At 64.3% G+C, this 25,143-nt stretch carries 24 protein-coding genes and 2 tRNA genes; 12 read left to right on the top strand and 14 right to left on the bottom strand.

The window, feature by feature from the left end; genetic code table 11:
• Nucleotides 1–9: 9 nt before the first annotated feature.
• Together AAIL67_RS21090 and AAIL67_RS21085 are read left to right on the top strand one after the other, a co-directional pair.
• Complete coding sequence (locus AAIL67_RS21090; protein ID WP_224650381.1) at nucleotides 10–987, top strand: SMI1/KNR4 family protein; 978 nt, start codon at nucleotides 10–12, stop codon at nucleotides 985–987.
• Between the two features lies 1 nt (nucleotide 988).
• Nucleotides 989–1,498, top strand: a complete 510-nt coding sequence (locus tag AAIL67_RS21085) for an ankyrin repeat domain-containing protein (RefSeq protein ID WP_224650383.1) — start codon at nucleotides 989–991, stop codon at nucleotides 1,496–1,498.
• Nucleotides 1,499–1,555: 57 nt separating this feature from the next.
• On the opposite strand, the gene AAIL67_RS21080 is transcribed toward AAIL67_RS21085, so the two are convergent.
• The 8 genes from AAIL67_RS21080 to AAIL67_RS21045 all read right to left on the bottom strand — a co-directional run bounded on the left by AAIL67_RS21080 (nucleotide 1,556) and on the right by AAIL67_RS21045 (nucleotide 8,980).
• Nucleotides 1,556–1,924, bottom strand: a complete 369-nt coding sequence (locus AAIL67_RS21080; RefSeq protein ID WP_003063394.1) for a copper-binding protein — start codon at nucleotides 1,922–1,924, stop codon at nucleotides 1,556–1,558.
• Nucleotides 1,925–1,947: 23 nt separating this feature from the next.
• The gene (locus AAIL67_RS21075) at nucleotides 1,948–2,436 is read right to left on the bottom strand and encodes a DUF411 domain-containing protein (protein ID WP_224650385.1); all 489 of its coding nucleotides are present in this window, start codon (nucleotides 2,434–2,436) and stop codon (nucleotides 1,948–1,950) included.
• Between the two features lie 19 nt (nucleotides 2,437–2,455).
• Nucleotides 2,456–2,938: a cupredoxin family protein gene (locus AAIL67_RS21070; RefSeq protein WP_343484791.1), complete on the bottom strand. Its 483-nt coding sequence runs from the start codon at nucleotides 2,936–2,938 to the stop codon at nucleotides 2,456–2,458.
• 15 nt (nucleotides 2,939–2,953) lie between these two features.
• Nucleotides 2,954–4,360, bottom strand: coding sequence for a copper oxidase (locus tag AAIL67_RS21065; RefSeq protein ID WP_224650389.1), 1,407 nt, complete (start codon nucleotides 4,358–4,360; stop codon nucleotides 2,954–2,956).
• 1 nt (nucleotide 4,361) lies between these two features.
• Complete coding sequence (locus AAIL67_RS21060) at nucleotides 4,362–5,807, bottom strand: TolC family protein (RefSeq protein WP_343484790.1); 1,446 nt, start codon at nucleotides 5,805–5,807, stop codon at nucleotides 4,362–4,364.
• On the bottom strand, nucleotides 5,804–6,163 hold the full coding sequence (locus AAIL67_RS21055) for a hypothetical protein (protein ID WP_063665227.1): 360 nt from the start codon (nucleotides 6,161–6,163) through the stop codon (nucleotides 5,804–5,806). The genes AAIL67_RS21060 and AAIL67_RS21055 overlap by 4 nt, the downstream gene beginning before the upstream one ends.
• Nucleotides 6,164–6,278: 115 nt before the next feature.
• A complete protein-coding gene (locus AAIL67_RS21050; RefSeq protein ID WP_063665226.1) occupies nucleotides 6,279–6,740 on the bottom strand; it encodes a hypothetical protein in 462 nt (153 codons plus the stop codon).
• 104 nt (nucleotides 6,741–6,844) lie between these two features.
• A complete protein-coding gene (locus AAIL67_RS21045; protein ID WP_197483996.1) occupies nucleotides 6,845–8,980 on the bottom strand; it encodes a cation-translocating P-type ATPase in 2,136 nt (711 codons plus the stop codon).
• Between the two features lie 39 nt (nucleotides 8,981–9,019).
• Between AAIL67_RS21045 and AAIL67_RS21040 the strand changes: the two genes are divergently transcribed.
• The 4 genes from AAIL67_RS21040 to AAIL67_RS21025 are packed head-to-tail and all read left to right on the top strand — an operon-like array spanning nucleotide 9,020 to nucleotide 12,058.
• A complete protein-coding gene (locus tag AAIL67_RS21040; RefSeq protein ID WP_343484789.1) occupies nucleotides 9,020–9,493 on the top strand; it encodes a Cd(II)/Pb(II)-responsive transcriptional regulator in 474 nt (157 codons plus the stop codon).
• A 57-nt stretch (nucleotides 9,494–9,550) separates the two neighbouring features.
• Nucleotides 9,551–10,354 (top strand): ABC transporter permease, encoded by an 804-nt coding sequence (locus AAIL67_RS21035; protein ID WP_003077169.1) that lies wholly within the window; start codon nucleotides 9,551–9,553, stop codon nucleotides 10,352–10,354.
• Between the two features lie 13 nt (nucleotides 10,355–10,367).
• On the top strand, nucleotides 10,368–11,357 hold the full coding sequence (locus AAIL67_RS21030) for an MlaD family protein (RefSeq protein WP_343484788.1): 990 nt from the start codon (nucleotides 10,368–10,370) through the stop codon (nucleotides 11,355–11,357).
• A complete protein-coding gene (locus AAIL67_RS21025) occupies nucleotides 11,354–12,058 on the top strand; it encodes a hypothetical protein (protein WP_343484787.1) in 705 nt (234 codons plus the stop codon). The genes AAIL67_RS21030 and AAIL67_RS21025 overlap by 4 nt, the downstream gene beginning before the upstream one ends.
• Before the next feature lie 92 nt (nucleotides 12,059–12,150).
• On the opposite strand, the gene AAIL67_RS21020 is transcribed toward AAIL67_RS21025, so the two are convergent.
• The gene (locus AAIL67_RS21020) at nucleotides 12,151–13,188 is read right to left on the bottom strand and encodes a porin (RefSeq protein WP_003063368.1); all 1,038 of its coding nucleotides are present in this window, start codon (nucleotides 13,186–13,188) and stop codon (nucleotides 12,151–12,153) included.
• Between the two features lie 568 nt (nucleotides 13,189–13,756).
• Here AAIL67_RS21020 and AAIL67_RS21015 point away from each other — a divergent pair.
• Nucleotides 13,757–13,833, top strand: a tRNA-Pro gene (locus tag AAIL67_RS21015).
• 169 nt (nucleotides 13,834–14,002) lie between these two features.
• Nucleotides 14,003–14,079, top strand: a tRNA-Pro gene (locus AAIL67_RS21010).
• A gap of 130 nt (nucleotides 14,080–14,209) precedes the next feature.
• Here the strand turns inward: AAIL67_RS21010 and AAIL67_RS21005 are convergent.
• Genes AAIL67_RS21005 through fepB form a run of 3 tightly spaced genes read right to left on the bottom strand, consistent with a single transcriptional unit; the run spans nucleotide 14,210 to nucleotide 17,241 of the window.
• Complete coding sequence (locus AAIL67_RS21005) at nucleotides 14,210–15,238, bottom strand: iron chelate uptake ABC transporter family permease subunit (protein WP_343484785.1); 1,029 nt, start codon at nucleotides 15,236–15,238, stop codon at nucleotides 14,210–14,212.
• A gap of 8 nt (nucleotides 15,239–15,246) precedes the next feature.
• A complete protein-coding gene (locus AAIL67_RS21000) occupies nucleotides 15,247–16,275 on the bottom strand; it encodes an iron ABC transporter permease (protein ID WP_343484809.1) in 1,029 nt (342 codons plus the stop codon).
• 27 nt (nucleotides 16,276–16,302) lie between these two features.
• Nucleotides 16,303–17,241 (bottom strand): Fe2+-enterobactin ABC transporter substrate-binding protein, encoded by a 939-nt coding sequence (gene fepB / locus AAIL67_RS20995; RefSeq protein WP_343484784.1) that lies wholly within the window; start codon nucleotides 17,239–17,241, stop codon nucleotides 16,303–16,305.
• A 118-nt stretch (nucleotides 17,242–17,359) separates the two neighbouring features.
• On the opposite strand from fepB, the gene AAIL67_RS20990 reads away from it, so the two are divergent.
• The gene (locus AAIL67_RS20990; RefSeq protein WP_034395612.1) at nucleotides 17,360–18,163 is read left to right on the top strand and encodes an ABC transporter ATP-binding protein; all 804 of its coding nucleotides are present in this window, start codon (nucleotides 17,360–17,362) and stop codon (nucleotides 18,161–18,163) included.
• A gap of 30 nt (nucleotides 18,164–18,193) precedes the next feature.
• Here the strand turns inward: AAIL67_RS20990 and AAIL67_RS20985 are convergent, their stop codons facing one another.
• Entirely contained in the window at nucleotides 18,194–19,093 is a 900-nt protein-coding gene (locus AAIL67_RS20985) for an IclR family transcriptional regulator (protein ID WP_034356617.1), read from the bottom strand.
• A 118-nt stretch (nucleotides 19,094–19,211) separates the two neighbouring features.
• Between AAIL67_RS20985 and AAIL67_RS20980 the strand changes: the two genes are divergently transcribed.
• Together AAIL67_RS20980 and AAIL67_RS20975 are read left to right on the top strand one after the other, a co-directional pair.
• Nucleotides 19,212–21,302: a TonB-dependent receptor gene (locus tag AAIL67_RS20980; RefSeq protein WP_343484783.1), complete on the top strand. Its 2,091-nt coding sequence runs from the start codon at nucleotides 19,212–19,214 to the stop codon at nucleotides 21,300–21,302.
• A 19-nt stretch (nucleotides 21,303–21,321) separates the two neighbouring features.
• Nucleotides 21,322–22,674, top strand: a complete 1,353-nt coding sequence (locus AAIL67_RS20975; protein WP_343484782.1) for an NtaA/DmoA family FMN-dependent monooxygenase — start codon at nucleotides 21,322–21,324, stop codon at nucleotides 22,672–22,674.
• A 669-nt stretch (nucleotides 22,675–23,343) separates the two neighbouring features.
• Here AAIL67_RS20975 and AAIL67_RS20970 read toward each other — a convergent pair.
• Complete coding sequence (locus tag AAIL67_RS20970; protein ID WP_343484781.1) at nucleotides 23,344–23,778, bottom strand: YbaN family protein; 435 nt, start codon at nucleotides 23,776–23,778, stop codon at nucleotides 23,344–23,346.
• 216 nt (nucleotides 23,779–23,994) lie between these two features.
• Between AAIL67_RS20970 and AAIL67_RS20965 the strand changes: the two genes are divergently transcribed.
• Complete coding sequence (locus tag AAIL67_RS20965; protein ID WP_343484780.1) at nucleotides 23,995–25,098, top strand: enoyl-CoA hydratase/isomerase family protein; 1,104 nt, start codon at nucleotides 23,995–23,997, stop codon at nucleotides 25,096–25,098.
• Nucleotides 25,099–25,143: the final 45 nt, after the last annotated feature.

The raw sequence follows: 25,143 nt of genomic DNA, 5'->3' as shown, positions 1-25,143 counted from the left end.
AATGCCTGCATGAAAATCTTCAAAGACCTGCCTGCGCTGGTGCAGGCATTGCCCGAACTGACGCTGAGCGACTGGGTGGATCTGCCTGCCGATGCCGCTGCCCAGCTTGATGCGCCACATCAGTCCCCGCCAGCAGGTCTGCTGGCACAGCCTGCCTTGCGCTTTGTGGTGCGTGATGCGAATGAGGCGCCGCGCATGGGCCATAAGCCCTGGATGCCGGTGGCGGTGCTCGCTCAGATGCACTGGCCTTCACCCTCGGACGCGGTGGCATGGTCTCGTTTTTTGCAGGCCGAGTTCGGGCGCAGCCAGCGCTTTGTAGAAAACCATGATGTGTGGGATGAGGCCGACCTGCCCGAGCCGTATTGGCAGCCCGCCGATGCTTCGCTCGATCAGCGGCTGGCCCACTGGTATCAAGGCCTGCAGGCTCATGCCTGGATGGATGAAGAGCCCGCCCAAGCCAGGCCATTCAGCCGGGCCGAGCTGCGCCTGTGCGAATGGCGCCTGGGTTGCAATCTGCCCGAGTCCTTGCGTGACTATCTTTTGCAGCTCGGTGTGCTGGACTGGGCCGAGCGCTTGCTGAGTCCGTGCTTTGATCTCATGGCGCCGGATGCAGACATGGATGCCATCGGGCCGGTGCAAGTCGTGTTTCCGGGCATCGCCGATATTGTGGAGATGAGTGCGCCGGAACAGGCGCTGGCCTTGAAGGCGCAGTTGAGCGAGCTGGTGGTGTTCGGGGACTACCTGGGCAATGGCAATCTCTGGTGCTTTGACCGCCGCGATGGCTCTGTCTGGTATCTGGACCATGACAGCAGCCCCTTGCTGACCCGTATGTTCGACGATGTGGGCGACTATCTGGACGCGCTGGCCTTGATGTCGCTATGCCGCAGTCACGCCGTGGCCCAGGGGCGGGATGATGGCGATGAGCAGGCCGAAGTGCGGCTGGAAAAGCGCTTTGGGCGGGCGCTGATCAGGAAATGGATGTACTGAGATGAGTATGAAACTGCTCAAGGCCGCTGAAAAAGGCGATATTGCTGCGCTGGAGTTGCGCCTGAGGGACGGTGACGATATCGCCTATGTGCAAAAGAGCACAGGTCTCAATGCGCTGATCACTGCCCTCAATTGCGGCAACGATGCCGCGGCCCAATGGCTGGTGGAGCAAGGCAGTCCGCTGGATCAGGTGAGTCTGGCAACGGGCATGACCGCCACCGCCTGGGCGGCCTTCAACGGGCGCACAGAGATGCTGCAAGTGCTGCTGCAAGCGGGGAGCGACCTCGACAGGACCGGGGATGACAAGGGCCGAACCCCGTATCTGATGGCCGTGGACCATGGCGCGTGGGAGGCAGTGCGCTGGTTCTGGTCGGCCGGGGTCGATCTCCAGCGAAGGGATGCCCTGGGTCGCAATGCCCATGATCTGCTGGTGCACGGCGGTCGTGATGTGCCCGGGGATGTACTGGAGCGCGTGGCAGGCCATGCGGGAGTGACATCCACGGGGTTGTGACGGGATGACGATGCCATGCTTGCATGGCATCGTCATCGCTTTAACGGCGAGACTGCATCAGGACGCCGGCTGGATGCGGGTGATGATCAGCGAGCCATCCTTGTCCTCGGCGCGGAACAGCACTTTGTCACCGGCTTTGAAATCGTTGGACTGGCTGGCGTCTGCCAGCGCAAACACCATGGTCATGGGAGGCATGTCCAGGTTCTTGATTTCTTCGTGGCGAATCGTCAGCTTGCCTGTGCGCTTGTCCACGCGGGTGATTTCACCGGCGGTCAATGCATCGGCCTGAGCTGCAGGTGCGGTTGCAGAAGTGCCGGCTGCTGCGCCGTGACCAGCGTGTGCCGAGTGATCCTGCGCCAAAGCGGGAGTGGTCAGCGCAAAGCCCAGGCTCAGGGCTGCCAAAGTGGTGTGAAAGAGGTTTCTCATCATGTTCTCCTGAATTGAGGGGGTCAGCCGCGATAGCTGGTGAAGACCGAGGTGCTGACATCGCTGCGCATCAGGCTTTGGGTGACCAGCAGCACGTCGTAGGGGTCTTTGCGGCCGCCGTACTCGGGGCCGTCCATGCCGGGACTGCCGATGGGCATGCCCGGTACGGCGATGCCCAGCGCCTTGGGTTTTTGCTTCAGCAGCTTGTGCACATCGGCGGCAGGCACATGGCCTTCGACCAGATAACCGCCTACCAGGGCGGTATGGCAGGAACCCAGGCGGGTAGGCAGGCCCAGTTTGGCGCGTACGGCGCTGTTGCCCACGTCGTGCACCTTGACGGCGAAACCAGCCTGCTCCATCAGGGCAATCCAGTCCTTGCAGCAGCCGCAGTTCGGGTCTTTCCAGACCTCCATGGCAATCTTGGCGGGAGCAGCCGCCATTGCTGGCAGCGCAGCCATGCAGGCAGCGGCGGCCAGCAGATGCAGAACGTGGCGGCGGTTGGTGCTTGTCATCGGGAATTCCTTTCTTGCGTTATTCGGTGACGGTGAAACGCCCCGTCATGCCGGCCTGGTAATGGCCGGCGATCAGGCAGGCGAAGTCGAATTCGCCTGCGCGGTTGAAGCTCCACACCATGTCTTCGGTCTGGCCTGTGGCCACATGGGCCATATAGGGTTCGGCATGTTCCATGCCGGGGTACTTGAGCATCATCTGCGCGTGCTCATCGAGCGATGCCCGGGTGCCCAGCACCATCTCGTGCATGAGAAGGCCTTTGTTGACCACGCGCATGCGCAGGGTTTCGCCCTTTTTCACGCTGAAATGACTGGGGCTGAAGCGCATGTCGTCCGTCATCTGGATGGTGATGGTGCGCTGGGCCTCCCTGGTCTCGGCAGCAATGCCCCAGGGCTTTTGCTCCTTGACTACGGGACCGCTGGCATGGGCGTTGTTTCCATGTGCAAAACTTGCACTGACGCTTGCTGCCAAAGCGCAGGCGGCTATGAAATGAACAGTCTTCATGGGAGTCTCCTGGCATCAGTGCTGGGTGTGAGCCCCCGTGGCGGGGCCGGTTTCGGGTTTGCGTACGGTGGCGGCTCCGGGAGCGGTGCCGGGCGTGCTCTGGCGGGGGGCCTTGGCATCGAAAGGTGCGCCCTGCCATTCATAGGCACGGGTCCCTTTGGGCTGCTGGTACCAGCCGGGGTCCTTGTAGTCGTTGGCACCCAGGTTTTTGCGTACCTTGAAGCTGGTGAACATCCCGCCCATTTCGATGGGGCCGTAAGGGCCCTGGCCGGTCATCATGGGGAAGGTGTTGTCGGGCAAAGGCATTTCCATGCCGCCCATATCGCCCATGCCGCGCTCGCCCATCAGCATGTAGTCGGGCACGATCTTCTGGATCTTGCCCACCAGGCCGCGGTGGTCCACGCCGATCATGGTGGGCACGTCGTGACCCATGGCGCCCATGGTGTGGTGGCTCTTGTGGCAGTGGAAAGCCCAGTCGCCGGGTTCGTCGGCAATGAATTCGACCTGGCGCATCTGACCCACGGCCACATCCGTTGTCACCTCGGGCCAGCGGGCGGACTTTGGAATGGGGCCGCCGTCGGTGCCTGTAACCTCGAACTCATGGCCGTGGATATGGATGGGGTGGTTGGTCATGGTCAGATTGCCCACGCGGATGCGCACCTTGTCACCCTGACGAGCCACCAGTGGGCTGATGGCGGGGAAGGCGCGGCTGTTGAAGGTCCAGATATTGAAATCCGTCATCTCGTTGATGCGCGGTGTCATGGTGCCGGGCTCGACTGCATAGGCGCTGAGCAGGAAGGCATAGTCGCGCTGCACCTTGTCGATCAGCGGGTGGGCTGTCTTGGGGTGGGTGATCCACAAGCCCATCATGCCCATGGCCATCTGCACCATCTCGTCCGAATGCGGGTGGTACATGAAGGTGCCGGGGCGGCGCGCCTCGAACTCATAGACGAAGGTCTTGCCCGGAGGGATGTGGGGCTGGTTCAGACCGCCCACACCGTCCATGCCATTGGGCAGACGCTGGCCATGCCAGTGGATGGTGGTGCTCTCGGGCAGGCGGTTGGTGACGAAGATGCGCACCTTGTCGCCTTCCACCACTTCGATCGTGGGGCCCGGCGACTGGCCGTTGTAGCCCCACATATTGACGAAAAATCCGGGCGCCACCTCGCGCACCACGGGCTCGGCCACGAGGTGGAACTCCTTGACGCCCGCATTCATGCGCCAGGGCGTGGTCCAGCCGTTGAGCGTGACCACGGGTTGGTAGGGGCGACCGTTGGGCGGCGTCAAAGGCGCAGCCGTGTCGGCGCTGCCTTGCATGACGGGTTCGGGCAGGGCCGCCATGGCAACCCGGCTGACGGCCATTGAGGTTGTGGCGGCTGCCACTGCAGTGGCAGCGCCAGTGAAAAAGGATCGGCGTTGCATATCAGTGACCTGCTGCGGCTTGTGCAGCGGGCGCTGCGGTGGTGTTGACGGTGGGGGAGGTTCCTGGCGATGTGCCTGTCAGGGCCAGGCGCAGATCGGTCTCGGCCAGCCAGAAGTCGCGCTGTGCCTCGGTGGCGGTCACCACCGCTTGCGTGGTGCTGCGGGCCTGGGCCAGCAGTTGCCACACACTCATGAACATGCCGTTGTAGCGGTAGACGGTTTCTTCCTGCATCAGCTTGGCCAAGGGCAGAACCTCGGCCTGCTGCTGCTGGGCCAGGTCGTAAGCCGTGCGATAGGCCAGCCAGCTGCTGCGGGCTTCGCTGCGTGCGCGTATGGCGTTGTCGCGCAGCAGCGATGCGCTGCGCAGCACTTGGTTGCGTGCCATGCCGCGCGCGGCAAAGCCCCAGTCGAACAGCGGCAGCGGCACGTCGAACTCCCAGCCTTGCGTCTTGTCGCTATGGCCGGTGGCTCTGTCGGTGCTGGTGTTGTTGCTGTAGCTGGCGCCGATATCACCAAAGATGGTGCCAATCGTGGCCCAGCCCTGGCGGCCGGCGGTCACATCCAGGTCGCGCCGCAGCGCGCCCAAGTCCAGCCGCTGGCGCAAGGCGGTGGCTTCGGCGTCATCGCCGCCGCGCAGCTCGGTGGCTTTGGGCAAGGCGGGCAGTTGCTCGGACAGCTTGTAGGCCAACTGCTCGCCCCACAGGCCCATGCGGCGGGCCAGCTGCTCGCGTTCCAGCTGGGCGTTCAGACGCGCGCGTGCCAGCTGGGCGGAGGCCTGCTGCTGCTGGGCCAGCTCTCTGGCTTGGTCCATCTTGCTGAAGTTGCCGACCTGGGCCATGCGGCGGGCCAGCTCGCCGCCCAGGGCCGCTGCCTCGTGCATGCGCTCGTTGGCGGCCAGGGCTTGCTCGGCTGCCACGGCGCGCAGCCATGCGCGGCGTGTGTCGGAGGCAAGCAGCAGCACCTGCTGGGCGGCCGTCAGAGTGGCCTGTTCCATCTGCCAGCCCTGCCAGCGGCTGCGCCAGGGCAGGGTGATGAGCTGCACCAGCCCAAAGCTGAGTTGGCGCTCGATCTCGCGCTCGTGGCCGTTGCGAAAGCGGCCGAAGGTAAAGCTGGGGTTGGGCAGGGTCAGCACTTGCACGCGCTGCGCGTCGGCAATGCCGAGCGCAGCCAGCTGGGCCTGCAGACCAGGGTTGTTGAGCAGGGCGATGCGCACGGCGGTGTCGGCATCGACAGGGGCTTTGAGCCAGTCGGCAATCTGGGTCTGCGCATCCTGCAGGGCCTGGGCGTCCGGCGACGGCAGCTGTGCACCCGCGGGCAGCCTGCCTTCGGTATGTCTGGCCACGTCGCCGCGAAGTCCGTCGGGCGAGATACTGGCGCAGCCGGCCAGCACAAGTGTGAGTGACATTGCGGCGAGCAATGGTGCGGCTTTGAATGCAAGGCGCTTCATGGCTGGCCTCCGTGATGGTGCTGATGTGCGGAAGCACCGCTGTCCGGGGCTGGGCCGGAGGCATTGCCCTGGGATTTCTCCCACCTGAGCACATCGCCATGGCCGCGCGGGAACTCGCTCACCACGGCATTGGCGGCCTTCCAGTCACCGGGCTGGGCGACGATGGCCGCGCTGGCGGCAAGTGGCTGGTGCTGCAGCGCCAGCGTGGGAGCATCGGGATCGAAAACGCGGTTGCCGTTGGCTGGGGATTGGGCCACCGGGAGAGTCGACGCAGGCGTCTGGGCCAGGACTGGCGGGCTGACGCCGGTCATGAGCAAAGCCATGGCTGTCAAAGAAAGAGGGTGCGCGTGGCGCATAGAGGATTCCTGTCGTCTAAAACCGGGAGAAGGTCCGCAGCCTTGAGCGTTTGACGGCTCGAAACTAGACAGCAAGCACGATGGCTGCCATCAAAATGCGGACGCACCTAGGGCGTCAGAGCGCAGAAATCGGTGGTTTGACGAGGTCGGCAGGCGCTGCGCTGGCAAAGCGCGCTGCACCATGGGTCGGCTGGGCGGCCAGGGGGAGGCTGGAGTGAAGCGTCAGCAACTCGGGGTTGGCCAGCGTCGAGTGGCAGATGCCGCAGGCCGTGCAATGGCCTTCATGCTGGTGGCAGTCGCTGTCGGCGGCATTGGCGCTGCAGTTGACGGTCCCTGCAGGGCCTGCCTTGTGGGACGCGGCCATGTCGTGATGCGGCTGTGCGTCGGCTGCGAGGCTTGCATGCGCGTGGTGCACAGCGGCTGCCATGGCGGCCACTTCGTCCAGGCTCTGCGTCTGCACAAACGCATGTCCCATGTGATGGGACTGGTCGGTGTTCTGCTCCATGGCCATGGCATCACCTGCCAGGCCGCGCAGGGCCAGCAGCAAAACCAGGAACAAGGAGAAAAAGCGACGCATGGGCTGAATGATAGCGAAGGGCGGGGTTTAGTTCCCCGCCCGGTGCAGTAAATCGTAAATTAGATAGCTGCTTGCGCTTTCCCATCAAGGGCTAAGGTCGAATTTCATGTGTTTTCAGGCCTGTTCCCCCAATGGCGCAGGCGCAGGCCGTTGGCGACCACCAGCAGGCTCACGCCCATATCGGCCAGCACGGCCAGCCACATGCTGGCATTGCCGCTGACGGCCAGAACGAAGAAGGCCAGCTTGATGCCCAGGGCCAGGCTGATGTTCTGCCACAGCACGCTGTGAGCGCGCTGCGAGAGATCGACCACCTCGGGGATACGGCGCAGGTCGTCGTTCATGAGCACCACATCGGCAGTCTCCATGGCCATGTCGGTGGCATGCATGCCGCCCATGGCAAAGCCTATATCGGCCTGGGCCAGCGCCGGCGCGTCGTTGATGCCGTCGCCTGTCATGGCCGTGGGGCCGATGTCGCGCTGCAACTCGCTCAGGGTCTTGAGCTTGTCCTCGGGCAGCATATTGCCGCGTGCATCGCTGATGCCTGCTTCCGCGGCCACCGTGCGCACGGTGGCGCTGTTGTCGCCGCTGAGCACAATGGGTTTGACGCCCAGCGCCTGCAACTGGGCCACGGCCGCCTTGGCCTGCGGGCGCAGCGGGTCGGCCACGGCAAACAGCGCCTGCACGCCCTGTTCATTGGCCAGCAGGGTGACGGTGCGGCCCTGTTGCTCCTGCAGCATCAGCGCGGCTTGGAGTTCGGCACTGTCCCAGCCTTGCTCGCCCACCCAGCGCAGATTGGCCAGCGTCCAGCGTTCACCGTTGATTTGGGCCTGCACGCCGCGGCCGGGCAGGGCTTGCAATTGCTGTGCTTCGGCAAAGTCCTTGCCGACCTGGGTCTCCAGCCCCTGGGTAATCGCGCGCGATACCGGGTGGTCGGAGCGCGATGCCAGCGCATAGGCGCGGGCTGCGGCTTCATCGCTGCTCGCCGCATTCCAGTTCTGCCAGTCCACCAGCTTGGGTGAGCCCGTGGTCAGCGTGCCGGTCTTGTCGAGTGCGATGGCCTTGAGCTGGCGGGCCGATTCCAGTGCGCTGCCTCCCTTGATGAGAATACCGCGCTTGGCAGCAGCCGTGAGCGCGCTGACCACGGTGACCGGGGTGGACAGCACCAGGGCACAGGGGCAGGCGATGACCAGCAGGGCCAGGGCCTGGTAAGCGGCCTGATGCCAGCTCCAGTCCAGCAGCCAGGGCGCGAGCAGGCCCAGGGCAATCGCCAGCACCAGCACGATGGGGGTGTAGACCTCGGCGAAGCGGTCGACAAAGCGCTGGGTGGGAGCCTTGGAGGACTGCGCCTGCTCCACGGCATGGACGATGCGCGCAATCAGGCTGTCGCTGGCCGGTGCAGTTACACGCAGGTGCAACTCGCCGTCCTGGTTGATGGAGCCTGCATACAGCTCGTCGCCCGGGCCTTTGTGCGCCAGCGCGCTCTCGCCCGTGATGGGGGCCTGGTTGACCGAGCTTTCACCTTCGGTGACCAGACCGTCCAGCGGCACGCGAGCGCCGGGCGTCACGCGCAGCACGGCGCCCAGGGGGACCTCGTTGGCGGCCATGCGCACAGTGCTGCCGTCGGGCTGCAGCACATCGGCGGTCTCTGGCGCCAGTTGCAGCAGATTGCGGATGGCCAGGCGGGCCTTGTCCATGGCCTGGTCTTCGATGCGCTCGGCCGCCGCATAAAGGGCCATGACCATGGCGGCTTCGGGCCACTGGCCGATGATGAAGGCGCCGGTGACGGCCACCGCCATCAGTGCATGAATTCCGAGCTTGAAGCGCAGCAGATCCTTGAGGCCGGCCTTGTAGACCCCCAGACCCGACAACGCGATACCCAGCACGGCCAGTGCCATGCCCAGATATTGAAGCGTCGAGTTGGCGTCGTCGCCGCCAAACCAGTGGCAGGCCTCGGCCGCCAGAGCCGCCGCCAGAGCGGCGTAGATGCGCGGCCAGCCGGGCAGCACGCCATGGTCGTGAGCATGGTCATGACCGTCACCCTCATCGTGAGCCTGGCTCTTGGCTGGCTCGCTGATGGAAAACGGTGCACAGCAGCCGGTTCCGCAGGCCGATGTGGCTGTGGCGGCAATAGGTTTCGAAGTGGCTGGCACATGTTCATGCGGATGTGCATGATCGTGATCATGTGAATGACCATTGTGGCCGCCGCCATGGGCGTGGGTGGACAGGCTTTCTTGCTTCATGGCAGTATTGAAAACAATAAAGTCACTTCAAGGTCAAGCATGTCCCTCAATTCGCACGATATTCCGCGCTGGCGCATTGGCGAGGCAGCGAAGCGTTCCGGCATCGCCGCGGCCAATATCCGTTACTACGAGAAGGAGCAACTGCTCTCGCCTGGCATGCGCGAGGACAACCAGTACCGTCTCTACACCGATGGCGATGTTCACAGGCTGCGTTTTATTCGGCTGTGCCGGGCCATGGATATGTCGCTGGACGAAGTGCGAACACTGCTGGCGCTCGATGGTGCGCGCAAGGCCGATTGCGTGGCTGCCAACAAAACCCTGGACGCCCATCTGGGCCATGTGCGCGAGCGACTGGCCGAGCTGCAGGCTCTGGAGCATGAGCTGATGCAACTGCGCAGCCAGTGCGACGGCTCGGACAGCTTTTGTCACATCATCGAGGCCTTGCATGCCCAGGCCGATGAGCCCTTGCCCGAAGGCTTGCAGGTCAGTGCTGCGGCAAAGCGCCATGTCTGACAGGCGGCAACCGTGGCGGCTGCGCCCGTACCCTTAAGTGGACGCTATCATTCCTGCATGAGCTGGAGTGAAACCACCATCAAGCTGCCGGGGCGGATCTGGGCCGCGCTGGGCGCGCAGGCCCTGGCGTGGTGGCGCAGCATTTATCTGACAGCCGTGCTGCTGGTGCTGGTCAGCTCGCCGTCGAGCTACCAGAAGCGCGGGCGGGCCATGCTGGCCCAGCAGATGTTTGCGCAGACCGCCCCCATACTCACAGGCTTTACCGCGCTGGCGGCCCTGCTGTGTGCGGTGATTGCGCGCATCGTCATTGTCACCGCACAAAGTTACGGCCTGTCGCGCTATGCACTGGATCTGGTGGTGCGGGTGATGGTGATCGAGCTGATACCGCTGACGGCCGCACTGTTTGTGGCCATGCGCTGCACCATTCCAGCCGGCGTGCAGGTGGTGCAGATGCGTATGCAGGGCCAGCTCGCGAAGTGGAAGACGCAAGGCATTGACCCCGTCCGTGCGGCGCTGGTGCCGCGTGCGGCGGCGGGCGTGTTTGCCGCCATCACACTGGCCGCACTCAGCTGCATCGTGGCCTTGGTCACCGTGTATCTGAGCGTCTACGGCTTCAGCCTGGCCGGGTTTGGTGCGTACACACGCATCTTTGGTCAGATCTTCACACCGTCGCTGACGCTGGTGTTCGTGCTCAAGACCTGGTTTTTCAGCCTCACGGTGGCCGTCATGCCGCTGGCCTCTGCCATGTACACGCCGGTTGCACGGCACCGGCAGGGCGGGGCGGAGCTGGGTGGCTTTGCACGCATGTTTGCCGTGTTGCTCCTGATCGAGGTGATCTCGCTCATGGGCAACTATTACTGAAAAGGATGGAGCCATGAGCGAAACGCGTATGGCCGAGGAGCAGCTGATTGACGAGGAGTTGCTCAGCCTCAAACCCGTCGCGCACCTGCGCGCCAAGGCAGCCGCGCTGCTGGCGCTGACCCTGATCTTGATTCTGAGTGCTGCCGCTTATCTGCTCTATGCGCGCGGGGTGTTCGAGCCCACGCAGCGTCTGGTGCTGACGGCCGATGACTCCGAAGGCGTGGTCGTGGGCATGGACATGACCTTCTCGGGCTTTCCCATAGGCCGTGTGCACAAGATAGAGCTGGCCAAGGACGGCTCGGTTCGCATTCTGGTCGATGTGACCGAGAAGGATGCCCACTGGCTGCGCCAGTCCAGCGTGTTCACGCTGGTCAAGGGCCTGGTGGGCGGTACCACCATCAAGGCCTATACCGGCATGCTGGACGATGCGCCGCTGCCGCCGGATTCCGTGCGACCCGTGCTCAGCGGCGACGCCACGGCAGAGCTGCCCCAGATCATCAATTCCGCCAAGGAGGTGCTGGCCAATGTGGCTGCACTGACCGCCACGGATTCGGCCTTGGGCGGATCACTGGCCGAAGTGCGCAAGCTGGCCGAGCGCATGCAGGGCCAGGGCGGGGTTCTCGGAGCGGTGCTGGGCAGCGATGAGGAAGCGAAGAAGGTCGGCCAGATGCTGGAGCGCGCCAACTCCCTGCTCGGACGCATGGACCGCATGGTGGCGCGCGCCGACAGCCAGGTCTTCGATGCGCATGGCGTCATGCCCCAGGTCAAGGCCACCATGGAGCAGCTCAACGGCTTGTTGGCCGATACGCGCAAAAGCATGGCCAAGGTCGATGCCGTACTGGCCGATATGCAGGTGGTGGGCAGCAATGCCCGCGAGGCCTCGACCGACCTGGGTGCGCTGCGCGCCGAGGTCGAAAGCAATCTGCTGAGGCTGGAGTCCGTGCTCAACGATCTGCAGCGCAAATGGCCGTTTTCCCACAAGCCGGAGTTGAAACTGCCATGACGCAAAAAATCAAGAAAAAACAGACTCTAGGCCAATGGGGTAGAACGCTGGCTGCTATATCCGTCATAGCGATTTCGGCCTGTGGCAACCAAGCCCCGGCACCGGATTGGGCCTTGAGTGCCGAAGCTGCGGCGCAAAAAGCTACTCAGGCCTATTTGCAGGGGCATCAGCGCGTGGAGGCGCTGCAGTGGCAGAAGGCGCGTGATGCAGTGGCAAGCACCGGCCAGCCCGCGCAGGCCGCCAAGCTGGAGTTGATGCGCTGCGCGGCGCAGGTGGCCAGCCTGGACTGGAACAGCTGCCCGGCCTATGAGGCGCTGGCGCAGGATGCGGGCAAGCCAGAGCAAGCCTATGCCCGCTATCTGCAGGCCAGTCCGCAAGCGGGTGATATAGAGCTTTTGCCCGAGGCACAGCGCGGCGTGGCGCGGCAGTTGCTCGGCGGCGGAACAGGTGTAGCCGCTACGGCTGAGATCAAGGATCCGCTATCGAGACTGGTGGCTGCGGGTGTGCTGCTGCGTGGCGGCGCTGCGGTGCCTGACCTGCTGCAGCAAGGCGTCGATACCGCTTCGGAGCAAGGCTGGCGCAGGCCTTTGATGGCCTGGCTTCTGCTGCAACTCAAGGCAGCGCAGCAGGGCGGCGATGTGGAAAAGCAGGCGCAGCTGCAGCGTCGGCTGAAGCTATTGGAGACATCCGCACCCAAGTGAATCGGCCGGCCACCGGATTGAAAATGAAAAAGCGAGGCCTGAGCCTCGCTTTTGAGTGGATGGCGAGCCAGAGGCTCGCTCAAACCCGGTGCTTAGAAGCGGTGACGGATACCGGCGATCAGGCTGGTGCCGGTCTTGGGGTTGGCATCGGTCACGCGGTCGTACATCAGAGCGGTGTAGACATCGGTGCGCTTGGACAGGAAGTGGTCGTAGCCCAGGGTTGCTGTGGTGCGGGTGGCGTCGGTGGCCGCTTCGTACTTGGTGCGAGCCACGGCGGCCTTGACAGTACCGGGGGTGCCGGAGACAGGAATGTCCAGGCCCAGCGAGTAGGTCTTGCTCTTGCTATCCAGATCCTTGACCTTGGCCTGGCCGTAGGTGGCGTAGAGCTTCACGACGTTGAAGTTGTAGCTGCCGCCGACCATCCAGTCGCTCTTGGTGGGCATGACTGTGCCGCTGCCGGGGTTGGTGATCTGGTCGCGCTCGTAGAAGGCCGTCAGGCTCAGAGGACCGTTGAAGTACAGGGCGTTCACGCCGACGTTCTTCTTGCTCTTGTTGCCAGGAGTCGTTTGCTCGCCGAACTGGTAGTAGACATTGGCAGTCAGACCGCCAAAGCTAGGTGTCGTGTAGACCAGCATATTGCTCCAGCCGGTGTCGGCGGGCGTTGTCAGGCGGTTGCCGCCCCAGGCTGCGGTGGGCGTGTTCGCGTGCAGCACCAGAGGCGAGATGGTGAAGGAATCGCCGAAGGGGTTGGTCAGAATGGTGGGCAGGAAGTTGGGCGCCTTGTCGCGGCCCAGGCCGATGCGGCCGAAGTTGCCGTTCAGGCCGATGTTGGCATCGCGCGAGAAAAAGGTATCGCCGGGGAAGCGGCCGGGTTCACCCGTGTCCATGCGCATGAAGGCGGTGAGGTTGAAATCGACCTTCAGGCCGCCGCCCAGGTCTTCCGTGCCCTTCAGGCCCCACCAGGAAGTGGTCATGCCGCCGGAGCCGACAACGCCCTTGCGATCCTGGCCGGCCATTTTGACCGAGCCGGCATACATATCGGCCAGTCCGGTCAGTTGCACATTGCTCTGGGCAAAAGCGGCGCCGGAGCAGGCCAGGGCTGCAGCCATGGCGATAAAAGCAGTCTTCATGAGTGTCCTCTCGAGTTAGATATTGGATTTACGTTTTGAAATATAGCGGGGGTTTGTATACAGCTTGCTCTGCAGTTCCGCGGATGCCGATGAAATCATCTTTTCAGCGATATGACAGTGGTTTTTTTACCTCAAGGACTCAGGGAAATCTCTTGTGTGCACCGTGTTGGTGCTATCGATATTGCCGTGCAAAGCGGCTGGGTGAAGCCAGCTGAGCGAGAGTGAGTACTGAGGGTTTCGTGATCAAGGAATAACAGTCATTCCTGGTGGACCAGGTTTGATCAGGAGGTTCGGGGATGACAGCGTCAGCGGATGGAACAGGAGTGACTCGGCGATGGATGCCTGCCTGGAATCGCTGAAGCGCCCACTCTTGTCGTTCCCTTGGGCAGTCTTGGTCAGGCCCTGCGCAGGGCTCGCGATTGGCCGGAGTGTGCTGAGCGCTTATGCGGCCGGGTGTGCGTTGATATCAGGCCTGCAGCTTTCAGCACCAGTTCGATACTTTTTTGAAAAAAGTGCGCGTTTTCCCCGGGGAGGGTGTTTTTCCTCCCTATAATTCATCCCATCGACACGGAATGTAGCGCAGCCTGGTAGCGCACTTGCATGGGGTGCAAGGGGTCGCGAGTTCGAATCCCGCCATTCCGACCAAATTGAAAAGGCCTGTGATGAAAATCACAGGCCTTTTTCAATGCCGCTGCGAGGTTTGCTATGAAACCTGCAGCGCCAGATGACCGTCGTGGCTAATAACCGAGCAACTGCTTGAGTTGCAGCCTTCCCAAAAGATGGTCGAAAATCGGTTACAATAGCGTCATCGACACGGAATGTAGCGCAGCCTGGTAGCGCACTTGCATGGGGTGCAAGGGGTCGCGAGTTCGAATCCCGCCATTCCGACCAATCTAAAAGGGCTCCTAACTATAAAGTTAGGAGCCCTTTTTCTATCCAGGTCGCATGATGTCGTACGCCTCTTCAGGGCGATGGCTCGAAGAGAGATAGAAGTGGTGTCTCAACTTCTGCTGTTGCACTCCTAGCCCTTGCGGGAGCGAAAAAGCAGCCACAGCAGATACACCCCACCTAGCAAGCCCGTCACCAGTCCAATAGGCAGATGCAGGTGCACCGGCGCCCACTGGCTGAGCAGGTCGGCCGCCAGCAGCAGCACGGCCCCCATGGCTGCGGCCGTGAAAAGAGGCACGTCGGGCGACCGGCCCAGGCGCCTGGCCACCTGGGGCGCTGCCAGCGCGATGAACGCGATGGGCCCGGCCGCCGCCGTGGCAATGGCCGTCAGGGCAACGGCGCACATCACCATGATCAGCCGGGTACGCGGCACGTTGATGCCGAGCTGGGTGGCTGCGTCATCGCCCAGTTCCAGAAGGTTGATGCGGCGGGCGCACAGCAGCACGACCGGCACGATGGCGACGAAGCTGAACGCGGCCGGCACGACATGCGCCCAGGTTCGCGCACTGAGCGAGCCGGCCAGCCAGCGCTGTGCGGAGACGGCCCGGTCCAGATCGCCCATGACCAGCAGGATGGTGTTCAGGCCCGAGAGCGTGGCCCCCACGCCTATGCCCACCAGCACCAGCCGGTAGCCCCCTGCCACGCGCCGGCCGCTGGACAGCGCGAGCACGACCGCCGCCGTGGCCATGCCCGACAGCACGGCGGCCAGCGATATCCACAGTGGTCCGGCATCGCCCAGTACGATCAGCGCAATTGCCCCGCTGGCTGCGCCCGTGGTGAAGCCGATCACGTCCGGCGAGCCCAGCGCATTGCGGGAGACGGACTGGAAGATGGCACCGGCCATGCCCAGCGCCGCACCCACGAAGACCGCCGTGAGCACGCGCGGCAGCCGCACGCGCAGAACCACGCGCTCGGCGGCGGGGCTGGCGCCCGTGTTCAGCAGACTGTCCAGCACCTCGGCCGGGCTCAGCGACAGGGTTCCCGTGCCCAGCAGCAACACACCCAGCATCAGGGTCAGAACGACCAGTGCCATGCCCGCGGCCAGCGGCCTTGGTCGCCAGCGGAACGAATATGGGCCCCAGCGCAGTACCGGGGTCTTCACGGACGCCTTCATAGCCTGCTTAACCGGTATCTGCACGCCACCCAGACAAAGAACGGCCCGCCGATCAGGCAGGCGACGATGCCCGCAGCTACTTCCGCGGGCGTTGCGATGACGCGGCCGAGCACGTCGGCACCCAGCAGCAGCACTGCAGCGTAGAGCGCTGACAGCGGCAGGATCCAGCGGTAGTCGGGCCCGGACGAGAGGCGCGCAATATGCGGGGCCACAAGGCCGACAAACGCGATGGGGCCTACGGCAGCCGTGGCTGCGCCGGCCAGCAGCATGACCGCAACGCAGGCTAGTTGAGCGGTGGCGCGGACATTGACGCCCAGCGCCAGGCCCAGGTCATGGCCCAGCGCCATGGCGTTGAGCTGGCCGACAATGGCCCAGGCCGCCGCCAGCCCTGCCGCTACGGCGGCCGCCAGCACGGCGGCGTTGGCGTAGCCGCTGCCCTCCAGTGAACCGGCTGCCCAGTGTCGGAAGCCGTCAAAGACTTCCGGAGGCGCATTGAGCAGGATGATGCCGGCGCTGGAGGTGAGCATGACGGACAGGCCGGCCCCGGCCAGCACCAGGCGCACCGGGTGCGTGCCCGCCCCCCGAAACTGGCCGAACGCGAAGACGGCCGCGCCGGCCAGCCCCGCGCCGGCAAAGGCGCACCAGACATACTGGGCCACGGTTGTCAGGTCGAAGGCCGTCATGCCGATCAGCACGGCCAGGGCTGCGCCGGCATTGACACCCAGCAGGCCCGGCTCGGCCAGAGGATTGCGGGTCACGGCCTGCATGAGCGCGCCAGCAACGCCCAGGGCCATGCCGGCCAGGATGGCCACCACGGTACGAGGCATGCGCAGCAGGCTGACCACCAGATGTCGGTCATCGCCCAGGTCCGGTGCGCGCAGTGCCCCGAGGATGTCGGCCAGCGCAATGTCGCGCGAGCCCACGGTGATGCTCAGCATGGCGATGAGGCCTAAGGCCAGCATGCCGGTCGTCAAGCCCAGGCTGCGACTGCGGCGCCGGCGTGAGCCTTGAGCGGGCCGCGCCATCGCGCGTTCAGGCAATTCATGCATGGTTCAGTGGAAATGGCTGGCCACGGCATCGACCATCTGTTGCCCGGAGTAGTAGTCGATGCGAAACGATGTCGGCCCCAGCGCATAGACGCGCCGGCCGGCGACGGCTGGAAGGTTGGCCAGCAGCGGGTCGGCCAGGAAGGCCTGGACATCGCTTTGCGAGGCGCCCAGCAGAAAGACGGCATCCCCGGTGATGGCGGCCGACAGGTTTTCGCGGGAAATGAATTCGAAGTCCGAGGAGCGCGTCACCTGCGCGGCCAGCGTGGGCGGCAGACCTTCCACCTTGAAGCCCAGCGCGGCCAGCAGCCGCGCATGCGGGCTGGCAGGACGGCCGATGGAGTAGCTGCCGGCCAGGTTGTAGGCGACGATGCTGACCGGCTTGGCGGGTGGCGTGATGGATCCGGCGGCCTGGGCGACGTGGGCATCGAAGCGGGCAATCGCCGCCGCTGCCTCCTTCGTGCGACCGGTGATGCTGCCCAACTGCGTGGCGATGTCCTGCCAGGACTGGCTGGAGTAGTCGACCATGACCATGGGAACGCCTTGGACCTGCAGCTCGGAACGGTGCTGGGCCACGCTGTCGGCGCCGGTGGCAGAGGCCACCAGCAGATCAGGGTTGGCGCCCAGGACGGCCTCAATGTCGAACTGCAGGTTGCGGTAGAGCACCTGCACGTCACGTTCGTCGGCAACATGGGCCCATTGCGAGAAAAAGCCCTTGTCGTCGGTCAACCGGCTGGGCGTGGTGGCTGCGGTTGCCGCCACGGGGGCTTCGATGGCCAACAGGATGCCCGTCACGCTGGGCGAGGTGGACACGATGCGCTGCGGTAGCGAGGTCTGCTGCGTGGCGCCCGCCTCGGGGGCGGTGTTGCGCTGCATGAGCGCGATACCGGCCAGCACGGACAGTGCCGCAGTTGCGCCCAGGGCGGTAAGTTTTAGTCTGTTCATATCGATCTGACCGTGACAGGGCCGAGTGCATCCAGGTTCTTCAGGATATTCCTCATTGTAGAATGCATTCCAAATTTGTAATGCCTAAGAACCTATTGCTTGTGGGGCATGACCGGCCATGACACATCGACTGAGTGCTGATGCAGTGACGCTGCGCTACGGCGAGCGCACCATTTCGCAGGGCCTGTCCCTTGCTGTTCCAGATGGTTCCTTTGCCGTCATCGTGGGGCCGAACGCCTGCGGCAAGTCCACCCTGCTGCGCGCGCTGTCGCGCCTTCTGGCACCGGCCATAGGGAGGGTCATCCTGGATGGCAGGCATATCGCGCAATGGCCCGCCAAGGAGGTCGCGCGGCGCCTGGGATTGCTGCCGCAAAGCGCGATCGCGCCCGAGGGCATCACGGTGGCAGACCTGGTGGCGCGTGGGCGCTACCCCCATCAGTCTTTCCTGAAGCAGTGGACGGATGCCGACGAGCAGGCGGTGGCCGAGGCCATGCAGGCCACTGATGTGATGGCCCTTTCGGATCGGCTTCTGGACGAGTTGTCAGGCGGGCAGCGCCAACGTGTGTGGATTGCGATGGTGCTGGCGCAGCAGACGCCCATCCTGTTGCTGGACGAGCCCACGACGTTTCTGGACATTGCACACCAGATCGAGTTGCTGGAGTTGCTGGCGGACCTCAACCGGGCCGGCCGCACCGTGATTGCGGTGCTGCACGATCTCAACCACGCCTGCCGCTACGCCTCACACCTGATCGCCATGCGTGACGGGCGCATCGCCGCACAGGGCAAGCCCGGGGCGATCTTTACCGAGCAATTGGTTGAGGAGGTGTTCGGCCTGTCATCGGTGATCATTCCTGACCCTGTGACCGGGACTCCCCTGGTGGTGCCAAGGGGGCGCAAGGCGGTGCATGCCATGCAAGGCTGAAGCGCCGGGGTATCTTCTTGCGCGTCGCTTCTAGGGAGAGTCTGAGCCAAAGGCTCGTCCGCCTGTAGCCTGGTTGATCAGGCTGGCTTCGCGCAGCAGCGCATGTCTGTCGTCGGGCGACTTGAGCTGGCCCAGGTCAGAGACAGTGGTGACCGCGCAGGCGATCTCATGCTGTGCGTCGAACACCGGGGCTGCCTGGCCCGTGACGTTGGACAGAAGGTGGCTGGTCAATTCGGACCAGCAGCGCTCGCGCACTTCATCGAGCACGGCCTTGGTCGGTGGCTTGCCGCGGAAATGGGCGGGTTGCTGGCGGCGCGCGGCGTCGATGGTGGCCTTGGGCAGGAAGGCCTGGAACACCAGACCGCAGGCGGTGTTGTCTATGGGAAGGATGTCGCCAAGCGCCAGCGGATTGATAGAGAAGTAGGCGCTTCGATACCAGCGCACCAGGGTCGGCCCGCGGTCGGTCCAGATGGCCACGCCGCCGCTGAGCGCGTGCTGGTGTGTCAGCGACTTCATATGCTGCGCCGCAATTTCCACCGCATCCACGCGCTTGAGCGCGCCAATGCCGATGCTCAGTGCCGCGCTGCCCAGGTCGTAGAGGCCGCTGGCCGGGTCCTGTCTTGCCAGACCCTCCTTGACCAGGCTTTGCAGGTAGCGGTGGGCCGTGGAGCCCCCCGTTCCGGTGCGCCTTGCCACCTCGCCAAGCGCCAGCTCGCTTTCGGCATTGGCCAGGACCATGAGGAAGCGGGCGGCGATCGAGACCGACTGGATGGTGCCGGAGCGCTTCTCCCCGGCGGTTGTCTGAGGTGTTGTTGTTTTCAAAGGCTCGGCTTCCTTGCCTGTACTTGGAGCATCGCAGGTGGGCGCCCGGGCGCCGCTGGTCTCGATGATACCGGCTCCTTTCGGGTGGAAGGCACCCCCGGTACGCATACATCTTTGCAGTGTTGTTCTTTCTTTCCGCAGGTAGGAATGAATTCCTAATGGTGGAATTTCTATGCATCATGCTGTAACATAAAAACAAGAATCATTCTCATTAAAGGAAGATGCCGTGAAACTGTGTTTGCATCGCAGGCTCCCCTCCCGGGCGGGCGCTGTCGTACTCTCTACCTTGATGGCGCCGGCCGGCGTCTTTGCACAGGGTGTGTCGGGCTCCGAAGGCGAGGGGGAAACCGCCACGCTTGATGTGGTCGTGGTCAGCGGTGAAAAGGTCAGACGCGAACTCAAGGACACGGCATCCTCCGTGTCGGTCAAATCTGGCAAGGACATCGAGAAGGAGGAGAGCGGCAATGCCTCGGTTCACGAGGTGCTGCATGACGTGCCCAACGTGATCTACACCGACACGGTGGGTGCGCCCATCATCCGCGGACAGGACACGCAGGGCCCCAACAACGGCCAGAACGTCTTCTGGGGCGGCACGGTGCCGCGCGCCACCATCAATCTGGATGGGCACTACCTCAACTACAACGAGATGTTCTTCGGCGCGACCTCGGTCTGGGATGTGGAGAGCATCGAGGTGTTCCGCGGCCCGCAGACCACCTCGCAGGGCGCCAATGCCATTGCGGGCGCCATCGTCGTGAACACCAAGGACCCCAGCTTCAAGCGCGAAGGGGCCTACCAGCTGGAGGCGGGCGACTACCAATCGCGGCGTGCGTCCATCGCCGTCTCCGGCCCCGTGGGCGAGGAGCTGGCCGCGCGGCTGGCCGTGGACTACTCGGGGCGCGATACCTTCATCGACTACACCAATCCGCAGTTCCAGCGGGGCCAGGCCGATCAGGATTTCCGCGCGCTGAACGCACGCATGAAGTTCCTGTGGCTGCCCAGCCGCATTCCCGGCCTGGAGGCCAAGTTCACCTATTCCCACAACGACAGCAACCGCCCCAGCCAGGAGGCGGCGTCCGCTCCGTTCAGCGCGCTGGAGCACTGGACGACGACCATGCCCAGCTGGAAGCAGAAGACCGACACCGGCATCCTCGACCTCAGCTACGAGCTGGGCAACGGCGTGCGGCTGGTCAACCAGTCCCAGTATTCGCGCTCGTCCGTGCAGCGCTATACCGGCATTCCCGGCGAGGGCGATGCCGATATCCGTCAGAACAATGTCTCCAATGAGTTCCGCGCCCTGGTGGGCAGCGACAAGGACCGCCTGAGCGGCTTCGGCGGCGTCTACTACGCGCGCACCGGCACGGACGAAAGCCTGCTGCTGCGCGGCCTGTCCGCCTTCGACGACACGAAGAAGAACCTGGGCGTCTTCGGCGAGCTGAACTGGCGCCTGGCCGACCGCTGGACCCTGACCAGCGGCCTGCGCTACCAACAGGACGAGGTGGTGCGCACCGGCACTTCGGTGCTGGCACCCACCGCCCTCGACTACACAAAAACCTTCTCGGCACTGCTGCCCAAGCTGTCCCTGGCCTATGCCGCCACACCGCGCTGGACCGTGGGCGCGCTGGTCAGCCGGGGCTACAACCCGGGCGGTGTGTCGCTGAACCTCACCAGCCGGCAGTGGGCGTATTTCAAGAAGGAGTCGATCTGGAACTACGAGCTGTTCAGCCGCGCCAGCCTGCTCGATGACCGGCTGATGCTCAACACCAACCTGTTCTACATGGACATGCGGGATGCGCAGTACAACATCCCCGTGGTCATCTCCCCGGGCGTGGCCCAGTCCTACACCATCAACGCGGAGAAGGCCCATGCCTACGGCTTCGAGCTGGGCGCCGACTACCGCGCGCTGGACAACCTGCGGATCAAGGCCGGCGTGGGCGTGCTGCGCACCCGCATCGAGGAGATGGGCAGCAACCCCGGCTACGAGCACAACCGCTTCGCCCGCTCGCCCGGCTACAACCTGAGCCTGGGCGTGAGCTGGGACGCCAGCCCCCGGTTCAATGTCTCCGGCCAGGTGCGCCACCTGGACGGCTACTACTCCGATACCGCCAACACGCGCGCCTATGCGGTCGGCTCCAACACCATCGCCGACCTGCGCATGACCTATGCCTACAGCGCGCGCGTGCAGCTGTACGGCTATATCAAGAACGTGTTCGACAGGCGCGCACCGACGTACCTGCAGCAAAACCGCGGCATCGGCGGCATCGAGGCCAGCATGACCGCGCCGCGCATGATCGGCGTGGGCGTGCGGGGAACGTTCTGAGATGGGAATGACAGCAGACATGACAACCCGCAAACCCCTGCACATCGGCCTTTCGCTGGCCCCCACCTGGCTGAGCGGCGACGCCTGGCGGCGGCCCGGCAGCAATATCGAAGGGCTGTACTCCAGCGACTTCGCCCTGGACCTGGCCCGGCGCGCCGAGGCCGCGCACCTGGACTTCGTCTTCCGCCCGGACGTGAGCTTTCTGCCCATGGAGGCGCTGGAGACGGGCGCGGGCTTCGCCAGCCTGGACCCCACGGTGCTGATGGCCGCGCTGGCACGCGAGACCTCGCGCATCGGCCTGGTGTCCACGGTATCGACCACGTTTTTCCCGCCCTATGCGGTGGCGCGCCAGCTGCAGTCGCTGCACTGGATCAGCAACGGACGCGCCGGGTGGAACATCGTCACGGCCCTGCAGGGCCACGAGAACTTCGGGCTGCAGGCCATGCCCGATGCCGATGAACGCTATGCGCGGGCCGCAGAGTTCACCGACGTGGTGCGCCGGCTGTGGGCCAGCTTCCCCAACGAGGCCTTGAAGATCGACCGGCACAGCGGCCGCTACGCCGATGCCTCGCTGGTCCACCCCATAGACCACGAGGGACCGCACCTGAAGGTGCGCGGCCCGCTGAACCTGCCGGAGTTCGGAGGCCCGCGCATTCCGCTGGTGCAGGCGGGCGCATCCAGCACCGGGCGCGACTTTGCCGCATCGGTGGCAGACATTGTCTTCGCGCCCACGCCGGACCTGGACGCGGCGCTGGAGCTGCGCCGGGACCTGTCTCGGCGCGCCCAGCGCCATGGTCGCCGGGCACAGGATGTGCGCCTGCTGCCCGGCCTGAGCCTGTACCTGGCCGACACCCGCGAGCAGGCCCGGGAGATGTTCCAGCAGACGCACGGCCGGGTGGACAGGGGCCGCAAGCTGGCATCGATCAAGGCCATGGTCGGCCTGGACCTGACGGACTGGCCCGCGGACCGGCCGATCACCGCAGCCGACCTTCCGCCGCCCGTGGCAACCCCGTCCAGCCGCACGCATGCGGGCCTGCTCAGGCGCCTGATGGAGCGCGAGTCATTGCGCATCGACGAGCTGCTGCTGCGGCCGGAAATCCTCTCCGCCGCGCACTGGCAGGTGGTCGGCACGGTGGACGATGCCGTGGCGCAGATCACCGAGTGGAGCGCCGCCGGCGCCATCGATGGCTTTCTGGCCGCGCCCGGCGGCTCCGTCGAGTCCCTGCATTGCGTGCTGGAGCAGTTGATACCCCGCCTGGTGGAAGCCGGCCTGTTCCGCTCCCGCTACACAGGCACCACGTTCATGGAGCACCTTGAAGAGTCGCGTCAGGAGCGTGTTCATGCAGCGGCCTACCCATCTGCTCGCTCGTAGCGGCGATCACGCAGCTTAGTTGTCGCAGTCACGTCCGTCATTGGCCTCAATACTCTGTGGGTCAAACCCTCCCTGGGGCTTGCAGTTGGAGTCGAGTGTCTGTGGATCAGGACATTCTTTGTTACGTTGGCGCCTGCCAATGAGATACGGAGAGAAAGCATGGCGAGAGCATCGCTGTGCTTGGGGAGTCACACCAGCGCAGCCCGCCAATGCCGCGGCGGCCGCTGATGCGCTGCGCTAGCGCGTGAAGGCGCAGCACTTGACGTCGATCAGTTGGTGACTCGGTTTCCTGTTGCCCTTGATGTTGATCATCGTGCGGCCTTGGCGTTTTATGCTCATCGGCGCAGGCGCGCAATTTTTCCCGGATGTGCTGTCACCTTCCCAGCCCCTGGCCGGAACCTGAGTGGAGGTCATCGGGATATTGCAGGTGTCGTTGTCGCCCGGCTCACGCGGGTCGGCCTGGTTGCTTCCGCGCCGGCTCCCTGCGCGAGAGGCTCCTGCATGTCGATGCACGTGGCCGATGCCGTGGCCAGAGCAGGCATTCTTGGGGGGGGCAGACACTTGCCCTAGCTGTTGGTCTTTCCTACCCGATAGCGTGTGTTGTCCAGAACCAAGAATTGGCGGCAACATTGCCTGCACACGCTTCGTGGAGCGCTGCAGTGAGCTGCTCTAGACCTGCGGCTCCGGCCTGAGCCACAGCCAGAGCAATACGCAGGCCATGATGCTCAGCGTCATGGCCGTGAGCCATGGCTTGTACGAGAAATACAGAATCAGCAGGCTGCTGGCGCCCATGCTGACGGTTGCCGTCCATTTGGCACGGCGGCTGACCTTGCCGCCAGTGTCCCAGTTGTGCAGCAGCGGGCCGAACACACGGTGAGCATAGAGCCAGCGATGCAGTCTGGGTGAGCTGCGCACAGCCGCCCAGGCGGCCATCAATATGAATACCGTGGTGGGCATGCCGGGAACCACGGCGCCTATCAGCCCCAATATCACGCAAACCAGCGCAAAGGCAATGAGCAGATAGCGCAGCGGCGCGGAAAGCTGCTTGGATTCCAGGTGCGGTTCTTCGCGAGGGGTTTCGGGCGGTGGTGGCAGTTCGTTCATGAGGCAGAAGGTGGGCCGCAGAAGCTGGTGAAGCTGCAGCCTGGCACGGCTCCCATATTAGTCAGCATTGCAGACCGCTCGGGCTTTGTGGCTGCGATGCTGGCGGTATTTGTCACGTCCTTGTCCCTGCTTGCGTGGAGTGCAACCGCATAATCGGTGCGCATGGCCTGGCGACCGATTGGCGACCAGCATGGAATTGATTCAAGGAGCAAGACAATGACCCCCACCCCGAGCGCCGATATGTCCGATGTGATTGCCGAAGTCCGTGGCAAGCTGGGCATGATTACGCTCAACCGGCCCAAGGCGCTCAACGCGCTGTCTCTGGGTATGGTGCGCGATCTGCTGGGTACTTTGCTGGCCTGGCAAAAAGACGACTCGATTCTGGGCGTGGCCATTCGTGGCAGCAACAAGGAAGGGGTGTTCGGGGCGTTCTGCGCCGGTGGCGACATTCGCTTCCTGCACGCGGCCGGCAGCAGCGGCAATCCGCAGCTCGAAGATTTCTTCACCGAGGAATATGCGCTCAACCATCTGATTCACAGCTTTGGCAAGCCCTATATCGCCTTCATGGACGGCATCGTCATGGGCGGCGGTATGGGCATCAGCCAGGGCGGCTCGCTGCGTATCGTGACCGAGCGCACCAAGATGGCCATGCCCGAGACGGCCATTGGCCTGTTCCCCGATGTGGGGGGGGGCTATTTCCTCTCGCGCTGCCCCGGTGCCGTGGGCGAATGGCTGGCCTTGACCGGCGACACCATCGGAGCGGGCGATGCCCTGGCTTTTGGTCTGGCCGATGGCTGCATTCCTGCCGAACAGCAGACAGAGCTGTGGGAGACCCTTGCGACCACGGACTTTGCCAATGTAGAGGCGCTCAATGCCGTGGTGCGCTCCCGCTTTGTGAGCGCCGAACCAAAGACAACCGCTCACCGCGCGGAAATCGATGCCTGTTTTTCTCAGCCCACGGTGGCTGCGGTTGTGCAGGCCTTGCAGGCCGGCAGCGAATGGGCCCAGTCCGAAGCTGCCACGCTGCGCAAGCGCTCGCCGCTGATGCTGCATGTGGTGCTGGAGCAAATCCGCCGTGCGCGCCAGATGGATCTGGCCGAAGATCTGCGCATGGAGCGCGATATGGTGCGCCACTGCTTTTATCTGCGTCCGGGTCGCAGCGAGACCGTGGAGGGCATCCGCGCACTGGCGGTGGACAAGGATCACAGCCCGCACTGGAATCCCGCCAGCATCGAAGAGGTGAGCGATGCCGAGTGGCAAGCGTTCTTTGACAGCCCCTGGCCTGCGCATTCGCACCCGCTGGCGGCGCTGAAGGACTAATTGAAGTTCTCATTCAGAAAGCCCGGCAGGTTTGTGGCCTGTCGG

It is taken from the genome of Comamonas sp. A7-5 (assembly GCF_039581385.1).
In the GTDB taxonomy this organism is placed as follows: Bacteria; Pseudomonadota; Gammaproteobacteria; order Burkholderiales; family Burkholderiaceae_C; genus Comamonas; species Comamonas thiooxydans.
The sequence above is the reverse complement of the archived record's forward strand: the minus strand, read 5'-3'. Positions and strand labels throughout refer to the sequence as shown.